Consider the following 23,203-nt stretch of genomic DNA (forward strand, 5'->3'; position numbering starts at 1 on the left):
ATGCAGATCGGTCTCGTTGGTCTCGGCAAGATGGGCGGCAACATGCGCGAGCGCCTGCGCAACGCCGGCCACACCGTCGTCGGTTACGACACCAATCCCGAGCGGGCCGACGTCGACAGCCTGGTCGAGCTGGTCGACCGGCTGGAGCGGCCGCGCGCGGTCTGGGTCATGGTCCCGGCCGGCGCCGCCACCCAGCACGTCATCGACCAGCTGGCGACGCTGCTCAAGCCCGGCGACACCGTCATCGACGGCGGCAACTCCCGTTGGACGGACGACGAGAAGCACGCCGAGGAACTGGGCAAGCGCGGCATCAACTTCGTCGACGCCGGCGTCTCGGGCGGCGTGTGGGGCCTGAAGAACGGCTACGCGCTGATGGTCGGCGGCGAGAAGGAGCACGTCGACGACCTCAAGCCGATCTTCGACGCCCTCAAGCCCGACGGCCCGTACGGCTACGTCCACGCGGGCAAGGTCGGCGCCGGGCACTTCTCCAAGATGGTCCACAACGGCATCGAGTACGCGATGATGCAGGCCTACGCCGAGGGCTGGGAGCTGCTGGAGAAGGTCGACTCCGTGGACAACGTCCGCGAGGTCTTCCGCTCCTGGCAGGAGGGCACCGTGATCCGCTCCTGGCTGCTCGACCTGGCGGTCAACGCCCTGGACGAGGACCACCACCTGGACAAGCTGCGCGGATACGCCGAGGACTCCGGCGAGGGCCGCTGGACGGTGGAGGCGGCCATCGACAACGCGGTGCCGCTGCCCGCGATCACGGCCTCCCTCTTCGCGCGGTTCGCGTCGCGCCAGGACGACTCGCCGCAGATGAAGATGATCGCCGCGCTGCGCAACCAGTTCGGCGGTCACGCGGTCGAATCCGCCAAGAAGTAGGCGGTCTCGAAAGCGCGTTGACGTGATCGGCCGGTTCGGGTCAGAGTCCCCCACTGATGGAGATCAACGACCTGACACCGGCCGAGACGCGCGTCTGGCGGGCGTTCGCCTCGGGCACCGCCGTGGACTTCCGGACCGCGGACGACGAGGACGCCGGCCATGGCGGCACCTGGGGACCCGAACGCACCGTGCGCGCGCGGGTGCTGCGGACCCTGCTCCTGAACGGCCCCCGGGAGGACGACGAGGTGGCCTCGCTCGCCCTGGCCGGGGCCCGCGTCACCGGACGGCTGGACCTGCAGTACGCGACGGTCGACCACCCCGTACGGCTGCGGCACTGCCACTTCGACGAGGCGCCCAGGTTCTACGGGGCCCGGCTGCGTGAGCTGAACCTGAGCGAGTCCGTACTGCCCGGGTTGGTCTCGCACGCGGTCCGGGTGGAGGGCGTGCTGCGGCTGACCCGAGCCCGGTTCGGCGGGACGGTACGGCTGGCGGGGGCCGAGGTCACCGGCAGCGTGTACCTGGAGGGCGCGCACATCGAGGCGCCGCCGGACACCGAGGGGCCGCTGCTCCAGCTGAACCAGGCGGTGCTGGGCGCCGACCTGTGGGCCCCGGGGCTGCGCGCGGGCGGCGAGGTCCGGCTGACCGGCGCCCGGGTGGCCGGCACCGTCAATCTCAGCGACGCGGTGCTGGACCGGCCGGGCGGCACCGCGCTGCACGCCGAGACGCTGGCCGCCGAGGCCGACGTGGTGCTGCGGCGCGCGGAGGTCAGGGGCCGTCTGGAGCTGCGCGGCGCGCGGATACCCGGCCGGCTGGACCTCTCGCACGCCCGGCTGGTCAACCCCGGGGACACCGCGCTGCGGGCCAGCAGTTGCGTGATCGGCGAGCTGTGGCTGCGGGAGGGCCCGGTGGTGCAGGGGGCGCTCAATCTGCGCCGCACCCAGATCGACGTGCTGTTCCTCCAGCCGGAGGTGGTGCCGGCCCGGGTCCAGCTCAACGACCTCGCCTACACCTCGCTCGTGCCGCACGAGCCCGCCGGGCGGCGGCTGCCGATGCTGGAGAAGGGGGACGGCTACCTCCCCTTCACCTACGAGCAGTTGACCGCCGCCTACCGGCGGATCGGTGACGACGACGCGGCCCGGCTGGTGCAGCTCGCCAAGCAGCGCCGGCGCCGGCGCACCCTGCCCTGGTACGGCCGGCTGTGGGGCCACCTGCAGGACGTCACGGTCGGGTACGGCTTCCGCCCACTGCGCGCGGGCGGCTGGCTGCTGTCGCTCCTGGCGGCCGGCTCGGTCGCGTACGGCCTGCACCACCCGCCGGCGCTCAAGCCGGCGGAAGCCCCCGGTTTCGACCCGGTCTTCTACACCCTCGACCTGCTGCTGCCGGTGATCTCCTTCGGCCAGGAGAACGCGTTCTCGCCCCGGGGCTGTTACCAGACCCTGTCCTACGTTCTGATCGTCACGGGCTGGATCCTGGCCACGACGGTGATCACCGGCCTGACCCGCACGGTCAGCCGCCAGTGAGCCGGCGCCGCGCGGATCAGGCCCGGACGGCGGCCGCGTCCAGGAGCGGGCCGAGTTCCCGGGCGACGGTCGTCAGGGCCCGTACGTCGCGTTCGGCCCGGGCGACGAGGATCGCTCCCTCGAGGGAGCTGATCATCAAGGTGGCCAGCGGTACGGACCTCTCCTCGGGCACGCCCATGCCGGTGAGTGCCTCCGCGACCGGCCGGCTCCAGGCGGCGAAGGCGTCGGCGGCCGCCTTCCGGGCCGTCTCGCAGCTGTCGGCGCAGTCGACCGTCGCCGCCGCCACGGGACAGCCCGCGGCGAAGCCCGCCTCCGCGTACTCGTCGGTCCACTGCCCGACCATCGCGGCGAACAGCCCGCCGGGCGTCGGACGTTCCATGCCGTGCAGGAACCGCGCGACCCTCTTGGCGGCGTACCGCCCCGCCCACTGGAGGGCCTCGGCGACGAGCTGTTCCTTGCCGCCCGGGAAGTAGTGCTGGAGCGAGCCCCGGGGAGCCCCGGCGTGGGCGGCGACGTCCCGCATGCCGGTGGCGTCGACGCCGTCCCGGCGGATGAGCTGGGCGGCGCTGAAGACCATCCGCTCGCGCGGCCCCCGTCCGGACGCTGCCATGACCGCTCCCTCACCCTGCCGTCGCTGCCGGACCGCCTTCTGCCGCGGCTGCCCACCGACTCCGCCCACCGACTCTATGACAGCCGTCATGACGCGGGCTACTATGACAACCGTCATAACCCCACTCCCGGCGCGTCCCGCCCACGGCCGCGCGTCACCCGGACGGACGGTGCGCCATGCGGCTCGTCGGCTTCATCGGTCTCGGCATCATGGGTCAGCCGATGGCACTGCGCCTGGCCCGCGCGGGCACCCCTCTCGTGGTGTTCAACCGCACCTCCGCCCGCGCCGCTCCCCTGCGCGCCGCCGGTGCGGAGGTGGGGGGCGACCCGTCCGAGGTCTTCGGCCGGGCGGACCCGGTGGTCCTCATGCTGGCCGACGGCCCGGCGGTCGACGCCGTGCTGGCCCGCGGCACCCCGGAGTTCGCCGCCCGGGTCGCCGGACACACGGTGGTCCACATGGGCACCACCTCGCCCGAGTACTCGCACGGCCTGGAGGCCGACATCCGGGCGGCGGGCGGGCGGTACGTGGAAGCCCCCGTGTCCGGTTCGCGGGTCCCGGCGGAGACGGGCGGTCTGGTGGGGATGCTGGCCGGCGAGGAGAGCGCGGTGGCCGGGGTCCGTCCGGTGCTGGACCCCCTGTGCCGGGAGACGTTCGTGTGCGGCGCGGTACCGAACGCGCTGCTGACCAAGCTGTCCGTGAACCTCTTCCTGATCACTTTGGTGACCGGCCTGAGCGAGGCGTTCCACTTCGCCGAGCGCCACGGGCTCGACCGCCGGCGGTTCCTCGACGTCCTGGACGCGGGCCCGATGGCCAGTGCCGTCTCCCGCATGAAGGCGCCCAAGCTGCTGACCGGCGACTTCACGGCACAGGCGGCGGCGTCGGACGTGCTGAAGAACAATCGCCTGATCGCCGAGGCGGCCCGCGCCGCAGGACTCGCCTCGCCCCTGCTCGACGCCGCCCGGGCCCTCTTCGAGGAGACGGTGTCGCTGGGGCACGGCGACGAGGACATGGTGGCGGTGCTCCGCGCTCTGGAGGCGCGCACCGCGGGACTCGGCCGCCTGCCGTGAGACGAGGGATCCGGTGAGTTCGACGGGGTCCGGTCCGGTGAGTTCCGAGGGGCCCGGTGTGTTCGAGGGGGTCTGCCGGGGGTATGCCGGACCCGTCCGACGAACGATCAAGGAGAGCGATGGCGATGCCACTCCTGCGGCAGGAGGCCGACGCGCGGGCGGCCGGGCTTGATCCCGAGGCGCTGGACCGGCTCGACCTGCACTTCGCCCGGCAGGTGGACGAGGGCCGGCTGCCCGGTTTCCTGGTCTCCGTCGCACGCGGCGGCCGGGTCGCCCATCTGACCGTCCACGGGCAACGGGACGTCGCGGCCGGCCTGCCGGTGACCGCCGACACGCTCTGGCGGATCTACTCCATGACCAAGCCGGTCACGTCCGTGGCCGTGCTGCTTCTGCTGGAGGAGGGCCGGCTGTCGCTGGAGGACCCCGTGGACCGGTACCTGCCGGCCTTCGCGGAGCCGCGGGTGTACGTCTCAGGGACCGGCGAGGACGTCGTCACCCGGCCCGCCGCCGGACCGGTCCGCATCCGCCACCTGATGACCCACACCGCGGGTCTGACGTTCGGCTTCTACCACTCACACCCGGTCGACGCGCTGTACCGGGCGGCCGGTGTGGAGTCGTCGGTGCGGCCGGGCGCGGACCTGGCCGAGACCGTGGACCTGTACGCGCGCCTGCCCCTTCAGTTCGAGCCGGGCACCGAGTGGAACTACTCGGTGGCCAGCAATGTGCTGGGGCGGCTCGTCGAGGTGGTGGCGGGGCAGCCGCTCGACGTGTTCTGCGCCGAGCGGATCTTCGGGCCGCTCGGTATGACCGACACCGGCTTCCACGTCACCGACGCGCAGGCGGACCGGCTGGCCGAGCTGTACGGGGAGACGGAGGACGGCGGCATCGCACCCGTCCCCGGGCTGCCGCTGCGGGGCCGGCCGCGCTTCCTGTCGGGCAGCGGCGGCCTGGTCTCGTCCGCGTACGACGTGCACCGCTTCGCGGAACTGCTGCGCCGCCGCGGCACCCTGGACGGCGTCCGGCTGCTCGCCCCGCAGACGGTGGACCTCATGACCCGCAACCACCTCCCCGGCGGCGCCGACCTCCGCGCCCTGGGCAGCCGTCCGGCGCACGACCGCCCGGGCAACGACGGCGTCGGCTTCGGCCTCGGCGTCTCCGTGGTGACCGACCCGAGCCGTACCCAGTCGCCCTCGGGGCTCGGCACGTACGGCTGGAGCGGAGTGGCGACGACCACCTTCTGGGTCGACCCGGGCCGTGATCTGACGGTGCAGTTCATGACCCAGGTGCGGCCGAGGTCCTCGCACGACGTGTATCCCGAGCTGAAGCGGCTGGTGCACGAGGCCGTCGCGGACTGATCCGGGGCGGCACGCACCGGGCCGTCACGGCGCGTCACGACGGTACGTGCGCCATGGCGTCCAGGTGGGGCAGGTGGTGGTCCAGGCGCTCCCGCTTGGTCCGCAGATAGGTGATGTTGGACGCGCACGGCGGTATCAGCAGCGGCACCTGCTCGGCGACCCGGATGCCGTGCCGCACCAACGCCTCCCGCTTGCGCGGGTTGTTGGACATCAGCCGCACGGACCGCACCCCGAGGTCGTCGAGGATGCGGGCGGCGACGCCGTAGTCGCGGGCGTCCACCGGCAGGCCGAGGGCGAGGTTGGCCTCCACCGTGTCCAGCCCTTCCGCCTGAAGCGCCATCGCCCGCAGCTTGGCGAGCAGCCCGATGCCGCGCCCCTCGTGACCGCGCAGATAGACCACGACGCCACTGCCCGCGTCGGCCACCTGCCGGAGCGCGGTGGCGAGTTGGGCGCCGCACTCGCAGTGCTGGGAGCCGAAGGCGTCGCCGGTGAGGCACTCGGAGTGGAGCCGGGTGAGCACGTCTTCGGCGCCCAGGTCGCCGTGCACGAGGGCCACCTGTTCGTCGCCGCGTTCGTGGTCGAGATAGCCGTACGCCCGGAATTTCCCGTACACGGTGGGCAGCGGTGTCACCACGATCCGCTCCACATCCGTGCGCTGCGCGGCCTTCTTGCCGAGTACACCGATTTTTTCTGTCATGATTCTCGCGTTCCTCAACAGAGTGCTCAGGGATTGCTCAACAGATTGCCCAACGAAAACGAAAGGCCGTGCGGAGATGGACGTTTCACTGGTGCCGGCGGACACGAGCGCGGACGTGCGCGAACGGGGCTCCGGAGTGCCGCGACAGATAGCGGTGCTGCCGGTCGGCAGTTACGAACAGCACGGTCCGCACCTGCCGCTGGCGACCGACACGCTCGTCGCGTGCGCCGTCGCCCGGGAGATCGGCGCGGCCTACCCGGTGCACCTGCTGCCACCGGTGACGATCGGCTGCTCGCACGAGCACGCCGACTGGCCCGGCACCGTCAGCATCTCCGCCGTGACCCTGTACGCGGTGGTGCGGGACATAGCGGAGTCCCTGCGCCGTTCGGGCGTCGAGGCCCTGGTCGTGGTCAACGGGCACGGCGGCAACTACGTCCTGGGCAACGTCGTCCAGGAGTCCTCGGCACGCGGTGAGCGGATGGCGCTGTTCCCGGCCGCCGAGGACTGGGAGACGGCGCGCCTGCGGGCGGGGGTGGTCACCTCGCTGCTCACCGACATGCACGCGGGGGAAATCGAGACCTCCATTCTGCTGCACACGCACCCCGAATTGGTCCGGCCCGGTCATGAGGCCGCCGATTTCGTCGCGGACGACCGACGTCATCTGCTCTCCCTCGGTATGTCCGCCTATACCGATTCCGGTGTCATCGGGCGGCCTTCACTGGGATCGGCGGAAAAGGGGAAGGAACTGCTGGCGAGCCTCGCGGATTCCTTCGGAGCGTATTTCGGACTGCTGACGGCGGATACGCCGGTGACGCGTGCCGCTGTTCCGGACGCCGCCCGCGACGGTGCCGGCTCCGGCTCGGCCGACGGGCGCGCGTAGCGCACGGTGCGGCGGCGGGCGACGAGGGCGACGGCGCCGGGCAGGCTCGCCACCAGGCTGAGCACGCCGTACACCACCGCGACGCCGAGTCCGGTGCCCGCGCCGAGCCCCGCCGCGCCGAACGCCCAGGCGGTGACGCCCTCCCGGGGGCCCCAGCCGCCGACGTTCAGCGGCAGCCCCATGGCGAGCAGGGCCAGCACCGCGAGCGGCAGGAGCACGGCGACGGACGCGCCGCTGCCGGCCACCCGGGCGGCGAGCACGAACATCGTGAGGTGTCCGGCGAGCACGACGGCGGAGGAGCCCGCGACGCCCGGCAGGTTCCGCCGGGACAGCAGCCCCTCCCGGGCCTCGGCGAGCGCCGACCGCAGGGCCCTCCCCCGGCGGGCGGGCGCCCGGTTCATGCGCAGGGCGAGGACGACGGCGAGCGCGCCGAGCAGGGCCAGGACCACGAGGGGGACGAGGTAGCGGACCTCGGCCCGCACCGGGGACGGCATCGCGAGCAGTACGGCGGCCCCGGCGCCGGTCAACACGGCCTGCCCGGCGACCCGTTCGAGGACGACGGCCCGCACACCGCGCCCGAGGTCCCCCGCGCTGTGCCCGTGCCGCACCGCGCGGTGCACGTCGCCGAGGACGCCGCCGGGGAGCGCGGCGTTGAGGAACAGGGCGCGGTAGTAGTCGGCGACGGCCGGTCCGAGCGGCAGGCGGATGCGCAGCCCCCGGGCCACCAGGGCCCAGCGCCAGGCGCTGAACACCGTGGTGACCAGCCCGATCCCCAGCGCCGTCAGCACGGTGGCCGCGTCGATCCGGTGCAGGCCGTCCAGGAGGGCGCCGGTCCCCAGCCGCCATACGAGCACGCCGAGGACGGCGGTGCCGACGGCGGTGCCCAGGTGGGTGCGCAGGGCGCTCACGAGGCTCCGCCCGTCGGCCGGCACAGGGCCAGCAGGTCGGTGTGGTGGACGACCACGCGCAACTCCCCGGCCGTGCAGGCCGCGAGGCGCTCCTCCAGGTACCGGGCGGCCCGCGCGCGCAGTTCCGGGCGCTGTTCGACGGCCGCACCGACCCAGCCCCGCAGCCACTGGGCGGTGAGTGCCGCCTCGTCCGGCCCGAGCCGCCAGGGGCTGGGATGCGCCAGGACGGTGGCGCCGTGCCCGGCGAACGCCTCGGCCGCCACGTCGACCGCGTCCGGACCGAGCATGCCGGTACGCCGCTGGTGGTCGTTGAACGCCTCGGTGATCTCGGCGTCCAGGGGGTGGGCGGGGGTCAGGTCCACGCGCCCGGCGACGGAGAGGCTCAGCAGCGCCGGGCAGCCGGCCGCGGCGCAGGCGGCGGCGAGCCGGCCGGCCTCCTCGGGGGTCAGGACGTCCAGCAGCGCGGACGCGGTCACCAGCGCGGCACCGGCCAGGGCGTCCGGGGTGAGGCGGGCGAGGTCCCCGCGCCGCGTCTCGACGGTGACGCGGCCGCCGTCGGCGGCGGTGCGCGGGGCGCCGGCGGCGGCGAAGTGCAGGAGGTAGGGGTCCCGGTCGTGCAGCACCCAGTGCTGTGGACCGTCGAGCAGCGGGGCGAGCCAGCGTCCCATCGACCCGGTGCCGCAGCCCACGTCGTGCACCACGAGCCCGCCGGCCCGCCGGGGCAGGTCGCTGAGCCTGATCCGCAACGGGTCGAGCAGGTCGTGCGCCCGCGCGGCGGCGTCGGCGCTCTCGCGCAGGCGCAGCCATTCGGGGGCGTAGCGCGCGGGGCCGTCGGCGTCGTCCGGTGCCGTCGCGCCTCGGAGACGGACGGTGTCCCGCTCCGGGGCGGGTCGTCGTCCCGCCGGACCCGCGCCGGGGACGACCGCGGTCACGGCATCGGTGGCTTCGGTGACTTCGGCGGTTCCGGCGGTTCCGGCGGCTCTGGTGACTTCGGCGGTTCCGGCGGTTCCGGCGGCTCTGGTGACTCCGGCGGCTCCGGTGGCTTGGGGCGCGTCCTGGGGGCCCGGTTGCGCCGGGATGACACGCGCGGCGGGCACGGCGGGCTTCCTCGTGCTCATGCCGCCCTCCTCGGTGCGTCCGGCAGCCGGTGCAGCACACCGGCCAGGCGCTGGGCCGTGCTCGCCCAGCCGTGCAGGGCGGCGCGGCGGCCCCGGGCGGCGGCCTTCAGCCGGCGGCGTACGTCGGCCTCGCCGAACCAGCCGCGCAGCTCCGCGGCGAGCGCGACGGGGTCCTCCGGCGGCACGAGGATGCCGGGCACCCCACCGTCGGGGGCGCGTCCCACCGCCTCCGGCAGGCCGCCGACGTCGGTCGCCAGCACGGGGATCCCGCGCGCGAGGGCCTCGGTCACCGCCATGCCGTACGTCTCGGCGTAGGAGGTGAGGACCATCAGGTCGGCGGTGGCGTAGGTGGCGTCCAGTTCGGCGCCGGCCCGCGGGCCGGTGAGCACCAGCCGCTCCTCCAGACCGTGCCGCGCGATCAGCGCCCGCAACCGGCCGACGTACTCGGGGTCCTGTCCGAGTCCGCCGACGCACACGCAGCTCCACGGCAGGTCGGCCACCGCCGCCAGGGCCTCCACCAGCCGGTGCTGGCCCTTGCGGGGGGTGACGGCGGCGACGCACACCAACCGGGAGACGCCGTCGGTGCCCGGTGCCAGGGGGGCGATGTCGGCGCCGGGGGCGGCGACGTGGACCCGGCCCGGGTCGAGTCCGTGGTGGGAGACGAGGCGGCGCACCGCCCAGTCGCTGGTGGCGACGACGGCCGGGACGGCGCGCAGGACCGCGCGTTCACGGGAATCCAGTTCGGCGGCTAGGGCGGGGTCGAGGCCGGTCTCGTCGCCCAGCGGGAGGTGGACGAGGACGGCCATGCGCAGCCGTTCGGACTCCGGGACGACGATCTCCGGCACCCCGCAGGCGACCAGGCCGTCGAGGAGGACGACGGCGTCGTCCGGCAACCGCCGCAGGACGCGGGCGAGTTCGGCGCGGGCGGTGTCGTCCGGCCGGGGCCAGTCGCCGGGCACCGGCAGGCCCCGCACCCGCCAGCCGAAGCCGGGCAGGTCGAGCCGGACGCGGCGGTCGTAGGCGTTGCCGCCGCTGGGCGCGGCCGGGTCGTCGACGCCGCCCGGCATGACGAAGTGCACGGAGCGCAGGGACATGGGGACGGTTCCACCGTTCCTCGTGACCGGCCCGGACGGCCGGGTCGCGGACACCGGGGTCGCGGACACCGAGGTCGCGGACGTCTGGGTCGCGGGATCCAAGGGCACGGACACCGAGGTCGCAGGATCCACGGGCGCGGGCGCCTGGATCGCGGACGCGTCGGCCGCGGACGCCTGGGCGGGAACGTAGGTGAGCCGGGTCCGACCGGCGGCGGCCGGGCCGGTCGTCGCGTCCACGGACGTCCCGGTCACAGCGCACGCTCGTAACTCGCCCAGGCGACGTGCGACTCGTGCAGCGTGACGGTGAGCCCGGCCAGCCCCTTGGCTCCCTCCCCCAGCGCCCCCTTGTGCACGCGCTCGGCGAGCCGGTCGGCGACGACCTTCGCCAGGAACTCGGTGGAGGTGTTGACGCCGGCGAAGTCGGGTTCGTTGTCGAGGTTGCGGTAGTTCAGCTCGGCGACGACCGCGCCCAGTTCACGGGTGGCCAGGCCGATGTCGACGACGATGTTGTCCTCGTCCAGCTGCTCGCGCCGGAAGGTGGCGTCCACCAGGAACGTCGCTCCGTGCAGGCGCTGCGCGGGGCCGAAGACGTCGCCGCGGAAGCTGTGGGCGACCATGATGTGATCGCGGACGGTGATGCTGAACAACGGGCGACCCTCCAGGTGTGGCACGTCTGGTCCCCCGCCTGTCGCTGCGCGGGGTGCCGTCTATTACGGCCCGATGCCCTCCCGTGTTCAGCGGGCCGTGCCTCTTTCCGCGAGGTCAGGCGGCGCCGCGGGGACCTGCGCCGGCGTCCTCCCCGTCGTAGCGGATCCGGTGGCACAGTGCGGGGAGCTGGCCGGAGGCCAACCGCGGCATCACCTCGGGCAGTTCGGCGAACGCGGACTCGCCGGTGACGAGGGCGTCGAGGGTGGGGTCGGCGAGGAGTTCGAGGGCGAGGGCGAGCCGGTCGGCGTAGCCGCGGGTGGCGGCGCGGGCCGGGGAGACGGTGCCGACCTGGCTGCCGCGCAGGGTCAGGCGCCGTGAGTGGAAGGCCTCGCCGAGCGGCAGGGCGACGCGCCGGTCGCCGTACCAGCTCAGTTCGACGACGGTGCCTTCGTGCCGCAGCAGTTCCAGTGACCGGGAGAGGCCCGCCTCCGTCGCGCTGGCGTGCACGACGAGGTCCCGTTCGCCGGCGGCGCCGGCCGGGGATGCGAACCCGACGCCGAGCGCCTCGGCCACCTTCGCGCGGGCCGGGTCGGCGTCGACCAGCTCGACGCGGACGCCCGGGAACCGGGCCAGCAGGGCGGCCACCGAGCAGCCGACCATGCCACCGCCGACCACGGTGACCCGGTCGCCGACCAGCGGCGCGGCGTCCCAGAGTGCGTTGACGGCGGTCTCGACGGTACCGGCGAGCACGGCCCGCCCCGTGGGGACCGAGGGCGGGACCGGCGTCACGGCGGCGGCGGGGACGACGTAGCGCGTCTGGTGCGGATAGAGGCAGAAGACGGTACGTCCGGCCAGACGCTCCGGTCCCTCCTCCACCACGCCGACGTTGAGGTACCCGTACTTCACCGGCCCGGGGAAGTCACCTTCCTGGAACGGCGCGCGCATGACGGCGTACTGGTTCTCCGGCACCCGGCCGCCGAGGACGAGGGTCTCGGTGCCCCGGCTCACCCCGCTGAAGAGGGTCCGCACGACCACGTCGTCCGGGCCCGGCTCCGGCAGTTCCACCTCGCGCAACGCGCCCCTGCCCGGTGCTTCGAGCCAGAACGCACGTGCCCTGCGTGTCATCGGAAGTCCTCCTGAACGATCGGGAAGCCACTCACGTACCGAGGGATGCACAAGCCGCGCACAAGGTAGCGGCGTTGATCGACTCTGTCACACGGCCGGAGGACGTTCGGTGGCCCTGAACAACCCGAACCACACGTACGCCGCGTACGCGTACGACTCGCGCGATGCGTACGGCTCGCGCGATGCGTGCGACCCGTACGACGCGAGGCCCGTTCAGCAGGAGACCGCGGCGGGTGCCGGAGTGCAGCTCGTGCTCCTGGCGCTGCTCGGCACCGCGATCGGCATGGGCACGGCGGGCTGGCTGACCGGCCTCGCGTTCGCCTTCGCCAGCTGGGCGGTCCTCTCCCGCGCCCTGCACCGCTCCCGGCTGCCGTCGTTCGGCCCGGCCAACCGGGTCACCCTCGGCCGGGCCACCCTGGTCGGCGGGGTCACCGCCCTGGTCGCGGACTCCTTCCGCAGCGCGCCGCCCGTCTCCCTCCTCGTCGGTCTGACGGCGGTGGCCCTGATCCTGGACGGCGTGGACGGCAAGGTCGCCCGCCGCACCGGCACCTCCACACCGCTGGGCGCGCGCTTCGACATGGAGGTCGACGCGTTTCTCATCCTGGTGCTCAGCGTGTACGTCGCGATGGACCTGGGCCCGTGGGTGCTGCTGATCGGCGGCATGCGGTACGTGTTCGTGGCGGCGGCCCGGGTGTGGCCCTGGCTGACCGTTCCTCTGCCACCGAGTACGGCCCGCAAGACCGTGGCCGCGCTGCAGGGCGTGCTGCTGCTCCTCGCGGGCGCGAACCTGCTGCCGCACGTGGCGAACGCGGCGGTGGTGGCCCTGGCGCTGGGCCTGCTGGTGTGGTCCTTCGGGCGGGACGTGGTGTGGCTGTGGCGTCGGTCGCGGGTGCCTGCCGCTCCCGGCGGGGTGGTGCGGGAGTTCGCGGACCGGTGACCCGCCTCACGCGGCTCCGCGCGACGTCCGGAGCGCACGCTCGAAGGGGAAGGAGCCGTGCGACGAGTGGTGCGGTGCGGCGGGTCAGTGCCCCCGCCGGGGCAGCACCGCCGCCGCCACCACCGGCACGGCGGCCAGCGCCAGCCACGGCGCGGCCACCGGCAGTCCGGTGTCCAGCAGCAGCCCGGTCGCGGAACTGCCGGCCAGCACGATCAGCCCGGACACCGAGGACAGCGCCCCCGTGTACAGCCCGAGCCGCCCCTCCTCCGCCAGGTCCGGCACCCAGGCGCGGGCGACGGGCGCGACCAGCATCTGCCCGAGGGTGAGCAGGACGACGAACCCGGCGGCGGGCAGCAGGCCGCCCGTCCCCGTCCACCCGGCGGGCCGGGCCAGGCCGACGAGTGCGAACCCGACGGCGATCAGCGTCAGCCCCGCCACCATCGAGCGGCGTGGCGCCAGCCGCTCCCCCGCCCACCGGGTCACCGGCAACTGGGCGCCCACCACCAGGAGCGAGGACAGGGCGAACAGCCAGGCCAGCGGCGCCTGCGAGCCGGCGGCCCGCTCCACCTCGGCGGGCAGGGCGAGGTAGAGCTGGTTGTAGGCGAGCAGATAGGCGCCGTAGGCACAGCACAGGGCGAGGAAGCGCCGGTTGCGCAGGAGGAGCCGCGCACCGCCCTTCACCCGGACCTGGACCCGGCCGGGAATGCGCTGCGGCAGCAGCCGGGCGTGCCCCGCGAGGACGAGTACGAAGACCCCCGCTCCGGCGAGGCACGCGGTACGGAAGTCGGCGGCGAGCAGCAGCGCGCCCAGCAGCGGTCCGACGAAGGCTCCGGCCTGTCCTGCGACGGTGAACAGCGCGAGCACCCGGGTCCGGTCGCCGCCCCCTGCCGCCTCCCACTCGACCGCCTGCCGGGCGACCTCGGACTCGACGGCCGGCGAGAACAGCGCGGCGGCGAAACCGATGAGGAGGACGGCGCCGATGACGGCCCAGGTTCGCTCGGCGAACGCGAGCCACCCGAACCCGGCGATCCGCAGCACGCACCCGGCGAGCACGACGGGCCGGATGCCGTACCGGTCGGCGAGGGCGCCGCCGACCACGAACAGCCCCTGCTGGCTGAAGGTCCGCAGCCCGAGCACGAACCCGACCAGCCACCCCGCCATGCCGACGGACTGCGCCAGGTGCTCGGAGAGGAAGGGCAGTACGGCGAAGAAGCCGATGTTGAAGGCGAGTTGGGTGAGGATGAGCAGGCGCAGCAGCGGGGACAGCGTGGACAGCCGCGCGGTGCGGCGACCGGATACCCGTACGGGCCGCCCGGGCCGCCCGGGCCGCCCGGACTCCTCGGTGGAGGTGGACGTCATGTCAGCGGGCTCCGGCCGGTTCCTTGTCCGTCGCCGGGACGGAACCGGCCGTGCGGTCCTCGTCGGCCCCGGCGCGGGTGGGCGAGGGACGTCGCCCGGACGGCCGGCGCAGCGCGCCCGCGGCGCTGACGGCCAGCGCGCCGAGCAGGGCCAGTACGGCGGCGGGGGCGAGGACGGACCACGGGGCGCGCTCGGCGTAGGGCTGGTTCTCGGCGAGGAGCAGCCCCCACTCGGGGGACGGCGGCTGGGCGCCGAGCCCGAGGAAGCCGAGCGAGGCGAGCGCGAGGGCGACGCCGGGCAGCCGCAGCAGGGCGTGCCGCAGGACCGGCGGCACCACGGCGGGCAGCAACTCGCGCCGCAGCAGGTGCACCGGCCCCGCGCCCAGCCCCTTGCTGGCGGTGATGTGCAGCGTGGCGCGCTCCTGCCGCAGCAGGGAGGAGGTGTGCGCGGCGAGCGGCGCCCAGGCGACGGCGCCCACGGCGAGCGCGGGAGTGGCCGCACCGCTCCCGGCGACGGCGGTGACGAGCAGCGCGACGAGTACGGGCGGTACGGCGTTGACGGTGTCGACGAGCGGCGCGGAGACCCGGGGCAGCAGCCCCAGCAGCACGCCCGCGAGCAGCGCGGCCGCGCTGATGGCGGCGGCGAGCAGCAGCGTGTCCAGCGCCCCGTGGCCGACGCGGGCGAGCAGGTCGCGCCCGAGGGCGTCGGTGCCGAAGGGGTGGCCGAGGGAGGGCGCCCGCAGTCGCTCGCCGGTGTCGAGGGCGAGCGGATCACGGGCCAGCCCGCACCCGATCACCGCGAGCAGCACGCCGCCGTAGAGCAGCGGGAGCAGTCCCCCTGCGGGTGGTGCGGGCCGGTGCAGCGAGGACAGGGCGCCGTCGCGCAGCGCGGGCCCGGTGAGCAGCCGGGCGGCGACGCGGGTGGCGCCGGCGGCGAGGGCGGCGAGCAGGACGAGGGCGAGGGTGCCGGCCTGGAGGACGGGAAGGTCTTGGGCGAGCGCGGCCTGGAGGGTGGTGCGTCCCAGCCCCGGGATGTCGAAGACCTGCTCGACGGCGACGGCCCCGCCGGTCAGCCCGACGACGAACAGCCCGAGGTTGGGCAGCAACGCGGGCACGCACCGTCGCAGGGCCTGGCGGGCGATGGTCCGTCCCGGCAGGCCACGCGCCGCGGCGGCCAGGGCCCAGGGCTCACCGAAGGCGCCGGGCAGCAGATCGTCGAGCAGCCGCCCGAGCACGGCTCCGGCGGGCAGCCCGAGGGCGAGGGCGGGAAGCACGGTCCACTGCGGCCCGTACCAGCCCAGCGCGGGCAGCCACCCCCACTGCACCCCGACGACGGTGGCGAGTACGGAGGCGACGAGGAACTCGGGCAGCGAGGCGAGCACCGCGGACACGCTCCCGCCGTCGCGCCGCCCGCCGAGCCGCCGCCGCGCCCCCCGCCGCAACGTGCGCAGGCAGATCAGACCGGCGGTGAGGACGGCGACGACCAGCGCGGCCCCCATCAGCAACAGCGAGGCACCGAGCGCCTGGAGCACGCCGGGCAGGACGTCGCCCCCGGAGATCCACGACTGCCCCGCGTCTCCGCGCACGAGTCCGCCCGACCAGTCGATGAGGACGTGCAGCGGCCCGCCGTCGATCCCGAGCTGCCGCCGGATGTCGGCGAGCACCTCGGGCGTCGGCTCCCGCTCGGCGGACCTGGCCTTGAGGACGGTGTACGCCGGGTCGGTGTGCGTGAGCCGGGGCAGCAGCCCGATCCCGCACACCAGCCCCACCGCGAGGACGATCCGCCACCCGGCGCCGGCCACCCGCTGCCCCATGGTTCAGCGCCGGGTGCCGGTGCCGACGAGGGTGCGCTCGTACGGGTCGAGGATCACGCCCTGCACGGAGTCGGCGACGCCGGTGATGATGCGCTGGTGGACGAGCGGTACGACGGCGTCGCTGCCGAGGATGCGCGCCTCGGCGGCCATGGCGGCGTCCTGTCGCTTCGCGGTGTCGGCGATCTTCTCGGCGTCGGCGACGGCGCGGTCCACGCCCTTGTCGCAGAGCTGGGCGATGTTGAAGCCGCCGTCGCAGGTGTAGTCGCTGGCGAGGACGGCGACGGGGTCCCCGGTGTCGAGGAGGGTGTTCCGGGCGAGCACGAACGCGTCGAACTTCCCGTCCAGCGCGTCACCTTCGAGCCGCGAGTACTCCCGCACGGTGAGCTTGACGGTGAACCCCGCCTTCTCCAACTGCTGCTTGACCACCTGGGCGACCTCGGGCAGCTCGGGCCGGTTGTCGTAGGTGGCGAGGGTGACGGTGTCACCCTTCCCGGGCTTCTCGGCCGCCGCCCGCCCGACGGGCGCCGTCCGCTTTCCCTCCGCCCAGGTGACGGCGGGCCCGTAGACACCGGCGCCGGGGTCGCCGTACCCCTCGTAGACGTCCTCGGCGAACACCGAGGTGTCGACGGCGGCACGGGCGGCGGCCCGCAGCCCGGCGTCCTCGAAGGGGCCGGAGGAGGCGTTGAACAGCAGGCTGGTGGTGCGGGTGGTGGCGGTGTCGCGCCGGGTCTTCTCGTCGAGCGACGCCGCCTGGGCGACCGGAACGGCCTCGGCGATGTCGAGTTCGCCGGTCCGCAGGGCGTTGGCGCGGGCGGTGCCGTCGGCGATGAAGCGGGCGTCGACACCGGCCGCCTGGGCACGGCCGCCCCAGTAGTCGTCGAACCGGTCGAGGGAGGCGGAGGTGGCGCCGTCGACCTTGGTCAGCTCGAAGGGTCCGGTGGCGTGACCGACGGGATCGACGCGGTCGCTCTTCCCGTACGCCTTCTCGGACAGGATCGCGAGGCTGGGACTCGACAGCCGCAACGGCAGTACGGGGTCGGGTGCGGTGGTGGTGACGCGGACCACCCGGTCTCCGCCCGCCTCGGCCTTGAGCGTGACACCGGCGAGCGCGGCGGGGGCGGGCTGTGCACCGGTGGCGTGGGTGAGGGACGCGGCGACCGCGGCGGGGGTCACCTCGCCGCCGTCCTGGAAGGTGGCGTCGCGGAGGGTGAACTCCCAGGTCTTGTCCCCGTCCCGGCGCCAGGACTCGGCGAGCGCGGGGGCGGCGGAGCCGTTGGCGTCCAGCGCGGTGAGCCCCTCGGTGACCCCGAGACGGCTGAGCAGGGTGGCGTCGGCGCCGTACAGGGACAGGTTCTCGGCGGGCGGGAAGGCGAGGGCGACGCGGAGACGGGCGCCGTCACCGTCGCTCCCGTCACCGGACGCGGAGTCGCCGCCGCCTCCGGACGCGAAGCAGCCGGCTATCAGCGGAACGAGCAGGAAGGGGGCGAGCAGCCGGGGGCGGAGGGAGCGCATGGTCCTCGGATCGATCGGTCGGGCGGGCGGTTCGAGCGGTTCGGTCAGGCAGACGCAGACAGGAGCCGGCGACGCACGAGGTGCGGCAGCACACCGGAACCCTACATGAAAATGATTTTCACGCTTACCTGTCCCCGCCCCGTCCGCCCGTCACCCCGTCCAGGGGGACCTCGAAGTGCACGATCCCCTGTCCGCCCCCCGCGTCCTCCCGCTCGTCGTGCACGACCTTGGCCAAGGACCGCCAGAACGGCTCGGCCCCGGTGACGGCGGGGTCGGTGTGCAGGTACACGGCCCGGTATCCCCCGTCGGCGACCGCGAACGCCAGCAACTCGTCGACAAGTCGACGCGCGAGCCCACGCCGCCGGTGCTCGGGCCGCACGTACACCCGTCGCAACTGCGCGGTCGTCCCGGAGGGGAACCGCTCGGCGACGTGCGCGGGGTTCGGAGGGCTCAGGGGCCCACGGGAGTCGAGCGCCCCGGTGGCGACGACCTCACCGTCCACGTCCACGGCGACCAGGAGGGTGTGCCGGACCGGCGCCAGATAGGCCCCGTCCGGGTCGACGATGTCACCGTGCCAGCGGGGGACGTAGCCCGTACCGAAGTCCCGGTAGACGGTGTCGAGCATGACGGCCCGGGCGGGGGCCACGTCGGCGGGGGTGGCGGTCCGGATGGTGTAGTCGGTGGTGCGCACTTGCACATCGTACGCATTAAGCCGAATCCGCCGATCAACCAGGTCCCGCAAGCTCCGAACACCGCGGGCGAGGGCAGAGGGAACTCGGCCTTCCCCGGCCTCCCTCAAGGTGAGCGCAGCCAGGTCAGTCTTTCCTCGGCGGCGCGCAGGCGGGGATGGCCCGGGCTGTGCAGGCGGCGGTAGTCGCGTACGCAGCGGTCGAGCAGGGCGGCGGCCTCCGCGTGGTGGCCCGCGTCGATCAGTACGTTGGCGAGGTTGTCGCGGGTGACGACGGTGATGGGGTGGTCGTCGCCGTGGAGTGCGACGCGTCCGCTGAGGATCTCGCGGAGGACGGGTACGGCGTCCTCGTAGCGCTCCTGGGCGTGCAGGACGGCCGCGAGGTTGTTGCGGGCCGTGAAGGTGGTCTCGTGGTCGGTGCCCAGCGTCGCCTCCGTCGACCGCACGACGGCTCGGATGTGCGCTTCCGCCTCGGCGTGGCGGTCCAGTCGGACCAGGACGGCGCCGAGGTTGCTGCGGGCCGCGATCGTCTTCTCGTGGTCGCGTCCGTACCGGTCCTCGAGCCGGGGCACGAGGGAGCGCAGGGCGCGCTCGGCCTCCCCGTGACGGCCGCACTTGAGCAGGGAGGCGGCGTGCGCGTTGGTGGCGGACAGGACGTCGGGGTGGTCCGGGCCAAGCTGTCTGATGCGGCGTTCGAGGACGTCCCTCACCAGGGGCTCCGCCTCGGGGGCCCGGTCGAGGTCTTCCAGCACCGCCGCGAGCCGGGTGGCGCTGTGCAGCGCGTCCGGGTGGTCGCGGCCCAGGGTCTCCGCCTGGGCGCGGAAGGTGTCACGCCACGCCGTCTCGGCCAGGTGCAGCTGACCGGTGGTGTGCAGGGCGTCGGCCAGCTCGGCGGAGGCGCGCAGGGTGTTCTCGTGGCGGGCACCGAGCGTGGTCCACCAGGTGCGCGCCACGTGCTGGTAGAGCTCGACCGCTTCCTCGCCCCGTCCCGGGACGGTCACGAGGACCTGGGCGAGTTCGCGGATAGCGGCAAGTGCGTCCGGGTGTTCGGGGCCCAGGGTGTCGATGGCGGACCGGGCGCGCATGGTGTGGATCTCCTCGGCGGAGAGCTGCACGCGGGCGATCTCCTGCTCCGGCCTGCCCTCCGTGACCTCCGTGATGGTGAGGTGTCCGCCGACCAGCCGGCGTCCGTGTCCGGGACCGGGGCCGCCTGAGGGGTCCTGCCCCGGTGCGGGCCGCGGCGGTTGTCCGCCGGCGCCCTCGTCGTCTCCGTCGGCTCGTCGCCGCCACCATCGGGTCATGGGGACCGCCTCCTCGTAGCTGCCGGTGTCGTCAGGCGCCCGCGTGCACGTGGGCCGCCCACAGACTGGGACTGGCCGCGAACGTGGCACGGCACCGCAGGACCGCCCGGTGCAGAGCGTGCGCCGTTCTCGTGTCGTCCAACTCGGTGCCGCCGTCGGTTCCTTCAGTGCACAGCTCCCCGTAGAGGAGCCGGGTGACGCGGACGGCCACCGCGTCGTGCACCGGCCAGAGTGTTCCGACGGCATGGGCGTACCCCGCCAGTTGGAAGGCGGAGGTGATGTGGATGGACTCGTCGGCCAGTTCCCCGCCGCTCCGTGCCGTCTCGCACGCGGACATCACCGCGAGCCGCGCCGCCGGCAGTTCGAGGTGGGAAACGGCACGGACCGTCAGTGGACGGGTCGCGTGGTCGTGCACCAGGAGCCGGCCGTTCGAGGGGTCGCCGGGCTCGCTGACCCCGTGGCAGGCGAAGTGCACGCACGGGTGGCGGGGCAGGGCGTCCATCACCCGCTCGAAGGTGGCCTGCTCCTCGTACAGCACCTCGGTGGGCAGCAGGCCGCGCAGGACCTCCACCTCGCGCCGGGCACCGCCGAGCGGCCGGGCACCGGGTGTTTCGGGAAGGGCCACGGCGAGCATCGGTCCGTGCGGGCGGGGGGCGGCGGCTCTTGCCCGTGCGTAGCGGAGTGCCCCGACGGTCGGAGTGTAGGAGGGGATCACGCGGTCCAGGACCGTCCGTGGTGGCGGCACGGCAGTCGTCGGGATGAGGCGGGGTCCGCCGTCCGGTGCCGCGCCCGGTGCCGCGCCCTGCTCGTCGTGGTGGCCGGCCGCGTGCAGCGGCAGGGAGGCCAGCGCGCCGCCCGGTGACCACCACAGCCGGGGCAGCCGCCCGTCGGGCGTCGGTCCGCGCAGCCCGAGCCGGTCGAGCACGGGTCCGCAGACGTGGTCCCAGGTCCAGGCCAGTACCTCGCCGACGGTCCGCTGGGCGGCCCGGTCGCGAGCGGGGTCGGTCGCGTCGGCGAGTGCCTGGTCGAGACGGTCCGCCTGTTCGCCGACGGCCTGCGGGGTGGCGTGCGGCAGGGGGACGGGAACGACGTCGCCGTCCCTCAGCACCAGGGCGTCGCTGCGGTACTCGCTGCAGTAGGCCAGCACCACGGGGCCCTGGTCGGCGCAGGCCAGCAGGGACGGCAGGGACGGTGCGCCGAGGAAGTCGGCGAAGCCGGGCCGTGTGCGGATCTCGGCGACCAGGTGCTCAAGCTCGGTGGCGAGGGTGTGCCGCAGGTCGGTGGTGTCGGCCGGAAGCCGGCCCTGGGCGGTGTCCGCGGCGTCGGCGGCCTCCAGCGCGTCGAGTCGTCCCCGCAGCCGGGCGAACCGGTCGGCGAGGGCCGGGTGGGCGCCGCGCAGCCGGCCGAGTCCGTCGCGGGTGGCCATGGTCCGGCCCAGCAGGACGCCCCGGCCCTGTTCCAGCAGCAGCACCGCCTGCTCCGGCCGGCCGGCGTTGACCGCGCACGCGGCGGCTTCGGCGGCCAGCCCGCGCACCCGGGTCAGACCGCGTTCCTGGTCGCTGCGGACCAGGCGGCCGGAGGCGGCGTACGGCAGGATCCGCAGGGCCAGTTCGTAGGCGGGCAGGGCTTCCTCCCACCGGTCGTCGTCCGCGGCGGCGGCGCCTTGCTCCCAGGCCGCGAGCACCCTCTTGTAGGCCGGCAGGGATCTGGTCCCGGCTGCCTGCCGGTAGGCGTCCTCGGCGGCCCGGAGCACGGCAGGGTCACCGTCCCGGTGGTGCAGGGCGCGCAACGCGTCGCCGTACGACTTCAGACCGGTGCCGTGGACCGACGTGCCCTCGACGACGGCCCACACGGCGCGGCCCAGCTCACTGAGGGCTTGTTCCAACTCGCCGGGTGCCTCGGTGACGTGGTGCTTGGTGAGCCGTGCGGAGCCGAGGTTGGAGAGTGTCAGCGCGAGCGCCGGATCGCCGTAGGGGATGCGCTGGACGGCCTGCTCCAGCAGGTCGACGGCTTCGTCGAGGTCGGCCGGGTCGGCGGTGGACGCGAAGCGGGCCCGCAGGGCGTTGGCGAGGGCGTTCAGGCGGTCGGCACGGGGCTGGTCCGTCGCAGCCGTCAGCGCGAGTGCCCGGCGAGCCACGTCGATCGCCTCGTCGAGTGCCGTGCCGTCGCCGGTCGCGTCGTGCCAGCTCTGCAGGACCACCCCCAGATTGGTGAGTCGGACGGCCTGGAGAGGGGCCGCGTTCCTCGATGCGTGGAGCGCGTCCCTGGCCAGTCGGGCGGCCTCCCGCAGGGAACTCAGGTCGTCGGTCTGCAGGGCGCGTTCGCGCAGGGTGACGGCGAGGTTGGCCAGGGACGCGGCGTACGAGTCCGTGCCGGGTTCCTCCTCGGTGACGGCGGCGCGGAGGGTGGTGACGGCCTCGTCCAGCAGCACCGCGTCCCCGGTTCGCTGGGCCAGTCTGTGCAAGGTGTTGCCGAGGCTGTTCAGCCTCCTGGCGTGTTCCGGGGTGCCGGGGCGGAAGAGCGGCAGGGCCTCACGCAGCAGGGCCGCGGATTCCTCCAGCGACGCCGGCTCGTCGGTGGCCTCGGCGGCCAGGCGCAGCGCGACGCCGAGGCCGGCCAGCAGTTCGGCGCGGTCCTGGTGGCCGGGCGGGCATTCGGCCAGGGCCGCCCGATGGATCCGCAGCATCTCCGATCGGTGAGCCTCCTCGGGCGCCTGCTCGTGCCAGTCGCGCAGCACCTGGGTGAGGTTCCGCAGGACGAGAAGACGGGCGGGCTCACCGTGGGGAAGGGCGTCCAGCACGGCATGCCACAGGTCGAGCGCCTCACGAAGGGCGCCCGGATCACCGTCGAACCGGTACGCGTCGTGCCGCATGGCGGCCAGGTTGCTCAGATAACCGGGGCGCTCGCCCGAGGCGTCCGGCAGCACGTGGAGTGCGCGCCGCTGGGCGTCCGTCGCGCGCAGGAGATCCGTGGGAGGTGGTACGGCGGTGTCTCCGGGCGGCGGTCCCGCGGCACGAGGTCCCGGTGTCCCGAGGCCCGACGGGGCCGCACCGCGGTCGACGGCGATCCGGTGCCGTGTGTGCAGCACCTCCGCGAGTGCGCCGAGCGACTGCGCGGCGGTCTCCGCCTCCTGGGGCAGGCGGGCCGCCCGGTCGAACGTCTCCACCGCGCGGTCCAGGTCCTCGGGCCGGCCGTAGAGCGCGAACCGTTGCTGGTAGGCGAGGCCCAGGAGCCGTACGTCCTGCGGGCGGACCGGATCGCGGGCCGTGCGCTCACGGCCCAGATCGACCAGGGCCTCCACGTCGTCCGGGCGCCGCAGCAGTTGGTAGCGTCTCTGGAGGGCGACCATCAGGTTGGCGGCCAGCGCGGCCGCCCGTGCGGTGGCCGGGGCCGTCGGGGCCGCCCGGGCGAGCAACTCCCGGTAGAGGGCGATCGCCTGGTCGAGGACCTGAGGGTCACCTGTCCGCAGGTGGTGGGACAGCAGCCGGTCGGCGCGCGATCCCTCGTCCGGTCCGTAGTCCGGCCCGTTCGCCGGCCGAGTGTGCCCCGCCTCGAACACCCATGCCCTCCCCCGGTCTTCGGCCGCCCGGCCGAAGTCTCCTGGCGCTGCGCGGACCCTGCTCACGATAGCGAACGGGCCGTCGCACCCGACGGCGTACGGTGAAGGGCGGCAAAGGAGGCTGGTCGAG

18 protein-coding genes and 1 pseudogene are annotated in these 23,203 nt (G+C 74.4%); 6 read left to right on the forward strand and 13 right to left on the reverse strand.

The genetic code is table 11. From position 1 onward, the window contains the following. Both gnd and ACIBCJ_RS12685 read left to right on the forward strand, forming a co-directional pair. A complete protein-coding gene (gene gnd, locus ACIBCJ_RS12680) occupies nucleotides 1-882 on the forward strand; it encodes a phosphogluconate dehydrogenase (NAD(+)-dependent, decarboxylating) (RefSeq protein WP_362094029.1) in 882 nt (293 codons plus the stop codon). Between the two features lie 56 nt (nucleotides 883-938). Next, nucleotides 939-2,402 (forward strand): membrane-associated oxidoreductase, encoded by a 1,464-nt coding sequence (locus ACIBCJ_RS12685; RefSeq protein WP_362504940.1) that lies wholly within the window; start codon nucleotides 939-941, stop codon nucleotides 2,400-2,402. Nucleotides 2,403-2,418: 16 nt separating this feature from the next. Here ACIBCJ_RS12685 and ACIBCJ_RS12690 read toward each other — a convergent pair whose 3' ends face one another. Then, the gene (locus tag ACIBCJ_RS12690) at nucleotides 2,419-3,012 is read right to left on the reverse strand and encodes a helix-turn-helix domain-containing protein (RefSeq protein WP_365978008.1); all 594 of its coding nucleotides are present in this window, start codon (nucleotides 3,010-3,012) and stop codon (nucleotides 2,419-2,421) included. A gap of 176 nt (nucleotides 3,013-3,188) precedes the next feature. On the opposite strand from ACIBCJ_RS12690, the gene ACIBCJ_RS12695 reads away from it, so the two are divergent. Beyond that, a complete protein-coding gene (locus ACIBCJ_RS12695; protein WP_365978009.1) occupies nucleotides 3,189-4,079 on the forward strand; it encodes an NAD(P)-dependent oxidoreductase in 891 nt (296 codons plus the stop codon). A gap of 125 nt (nucleotides 4,080-4,204) precedes the next feature. After that, on the forward strand, nucleotides 4,205-5,434 hold the full coding sequence (locus ACIBCJ_RS12700) for a serine hydrolase domain-containing protein (protein ID WP_365978465.1): 1,230 nt from the start codon (nucleotides 4,205-4,207) through the stop codon (nucleotides 5,432-5,434). Between the two features lie 34 nt (nucleotides 5,435-5,468). Here ACIBCJ_RS12700 and ribA read toward each other — a convergent pair whose 3' ends face one another. Then, nucleotides 5,469-6,131: a GTP cyclohydrolase II gene (gene ribA, locus ACIBCJ_RS12705; RefSeq protein ID WP_365978010.1), complete on the reverse strand. Its 663-nt coding sequence runs from the start codon at nucleotides 6,129-6,131 to the stop codon at nucleotides 5,469-5,471. 76 nt (nucleotides 6,132-6,207) lie between these two features. On the opposite strand from ribA, the gene ACIBCJ_RS12710 reads away from it, so the two are divergent. Beyond that, nucleotides 6,208-7,011 (forward strand): creatininase family protein, encoded by an 804-nt coding sequence (locus tag ACIBCJ_RS12710; protein ID WP_365978466.1) that lies wholly within the window; start codon nucleotides 6,208-6,210, stop codon nucleotides 7,009-7,011. Between the two features lie 95 nt (nucleotides 7,012-7,106). On the opposite strand, the pseudogene ACIBCJ_RS12715 reads toward ACIBCJ_RS12710, so the two are convergent. The 5 genes and pseudogenes from ACIBCJ_RS12715 to ACIBCJ_RS12735 form a co-directional block, all read right to left on the reverse strand. Further along, nucleotides 7,107-7,943 (reverse strand): annotated as a pseudogene (locus ACIBCJ_RS12715) (lysylphosphatidylglycerol synthase transmembrane domain-containing protein); the annotation flags it as partial. Continuing rightward, nucleotides 7,916-9,037, reverse strand: coding sequence for a trans-aconitate methyltransferase (locus tag ACIBCJ_RS12720; RefSeq protein WP_365978011.1), 1,122 nt, complete (start codon nucleotides 9,035-9,037; stop codon nucleotides 7,916-7,918). The pseudogene ACIBCJ_RS12715 and the gene ACIBCJ_RS12720, both read right to left, overlap by 28 nt. Continuing rightward, nucleotides 9,034-10,407: a glycosyltransferase family 4 protein gene (locus ACIBCJ_RS12725; protein WP_399282528.1), complete on the reverse strand. Its 1,374-nt coding sequence runs from the start codon at nucleotides 10,405-10,407 to the stop codon at nucleotides 9,034-9,036. Before ACIBCJ_RS12725 ends, ACIBCJ_RS12720 begins: the two co-directional genes overlap by 4 nt. Next, the gene (locus ACIBCJ_RS12730) at nucleotides 10,380-10,778 is read right to left on the reverse strand and encodes a 6-carboxytetrahydropterin synthase (RefSeq protein ID WP_362094010.1); all 399 of its coding nucleotides are present in this window, start codon (nucleotides 10,776-10,778) and stop codon (nucleotides 10,380-10,382) included. Before ACIBCJ_RS12730 ends, ACIBCJ_RS12725 begins: the two co-directional genes overlap by 28 nt. A gap of 115 nt (nucleotides 10,779-10,893) precedes the next feature. After that, on the reverse strand, nucleotides 10,894-11,904 hold the full coding sequence (locus ACIBCJ_RS12735) for a zinc-binding alcohol dehydrogenase (RefSeq protein WP_365978012.1): 1,011 nt from the start codon (nucleotides 11,902-11,904) through the stop codon (nucleotides 10,894-10,896). A 109-nt stretch (nucleotides 11,905-12,013) separates the two neighbouring features. Between ACIBCJ_RS12735 and ACIBCJ_RS12740 the strand changes: the two genes are divergently transcribed. After that, nucleotides 12,014-12,841, forward strand: coding sequence for a CDP-alcohol phosphatidyltransferase family protein (locus tag ACIBCJ_RS12740; protein ID WP_365978013.1), 828 nt, complete (start codon nucleotides 12,014-12,016; stop codon nucleotides 12,839-12,841). A gap of 84 nt (nucleotides 12,842-12,925) precedes the next feature. On the opposite strand, the gene ACIBCJ_RS12745 is transcribed toward ACIBCJ_RS12740, so the two are convergent. From ACIBCJ_RS12745 to ACIBCJ_RS12770, 6 genes are all read right to left on the reverse strand, one after another. Further along, entirely contained in the window at nucleotides 12,926-14,200 is a 1,275-nt protein-coding gene (locus tag ACIBCJ_RS12745; RefSeq protein ID WP_365978014.1) for an MFS transporter, read from the reverse strand. 1 nt (nucleotide 14,201) lies between these two features. Next, nucleotides 14,202-16,013, reverse strand: a complete 1,812-nt coding sequence (locus tag ACIBCJ_RS12750) for an ABC transporter permease subunit (RefSeq protein ID WP_365978015.1) — start codon at nucleotides 16,011-16,013, stop codon at nucleotides 14,202-14,204. Between the two features lie 3 nt (nucleotides 16,014-16,016). After that, nucleotides 16,017-17,525 (reverse strand): ABC transporter substrate-binding protein, encoded by a 1,509-nt coding sequence (locus ACIBCJ_RS12755; RefSeq protein WP_365978016.1) that lies wholly within the window; start codon nucleotides 17,523-17,525, stop codon nucleotides 16,017-16,019. Nucleotides 17,526-17,649: 124 nt separating this feature from the next. Then, nucleotides 17,650-18,216: a GNAT family N-acetyltransferase gene (locus tag ACIBCJ_RS12760; protein ID WP_362093991.1), complete on the reverse strand. Its 567-nt coding sequence runs from the start codon at nucleotides 18,214-18,216 to the stop codon at nucleotides 17,650-17,652. 104 nt (nucleotides 18,217-18,320) lie between these two features. Continuing rightward, entirely contained in the window at nucleotides 18,321-19,514 is a 1,194-nt protein-coding gene (locus ACIBCJ_RS12765) for a tetratricopeptide repeat protein (RefSeq protein ID WP_365978017.1), read from the reverse strand. Nucleotides 19,515-19,545: 31 nt separating this feature from the next. Continuing rightward, nucleotides 19,546-23,073, reverse strand: coding sequence for a CHAT domain-containing protein (locus tag ACIBCJ_RS12770; RefSeq protein WP_365978018.1), 3,528 nt, complete (start codon nucleotides 23,071-23,073; stop codon nucleotides 19,546-19,548). Nucleotides 23,074-23,203 lie beyond the last annotated feature (130 nt).

Source organism: Streptomyces sp. NPDC051136 (assembly GCF_044455745.1).
Taxonomy (GTDB): domain Bacteria; phylum Actinomycetota; class Actinomycetes; order Streptomycetales; family Streptomycetaceae; genus Streptomyces.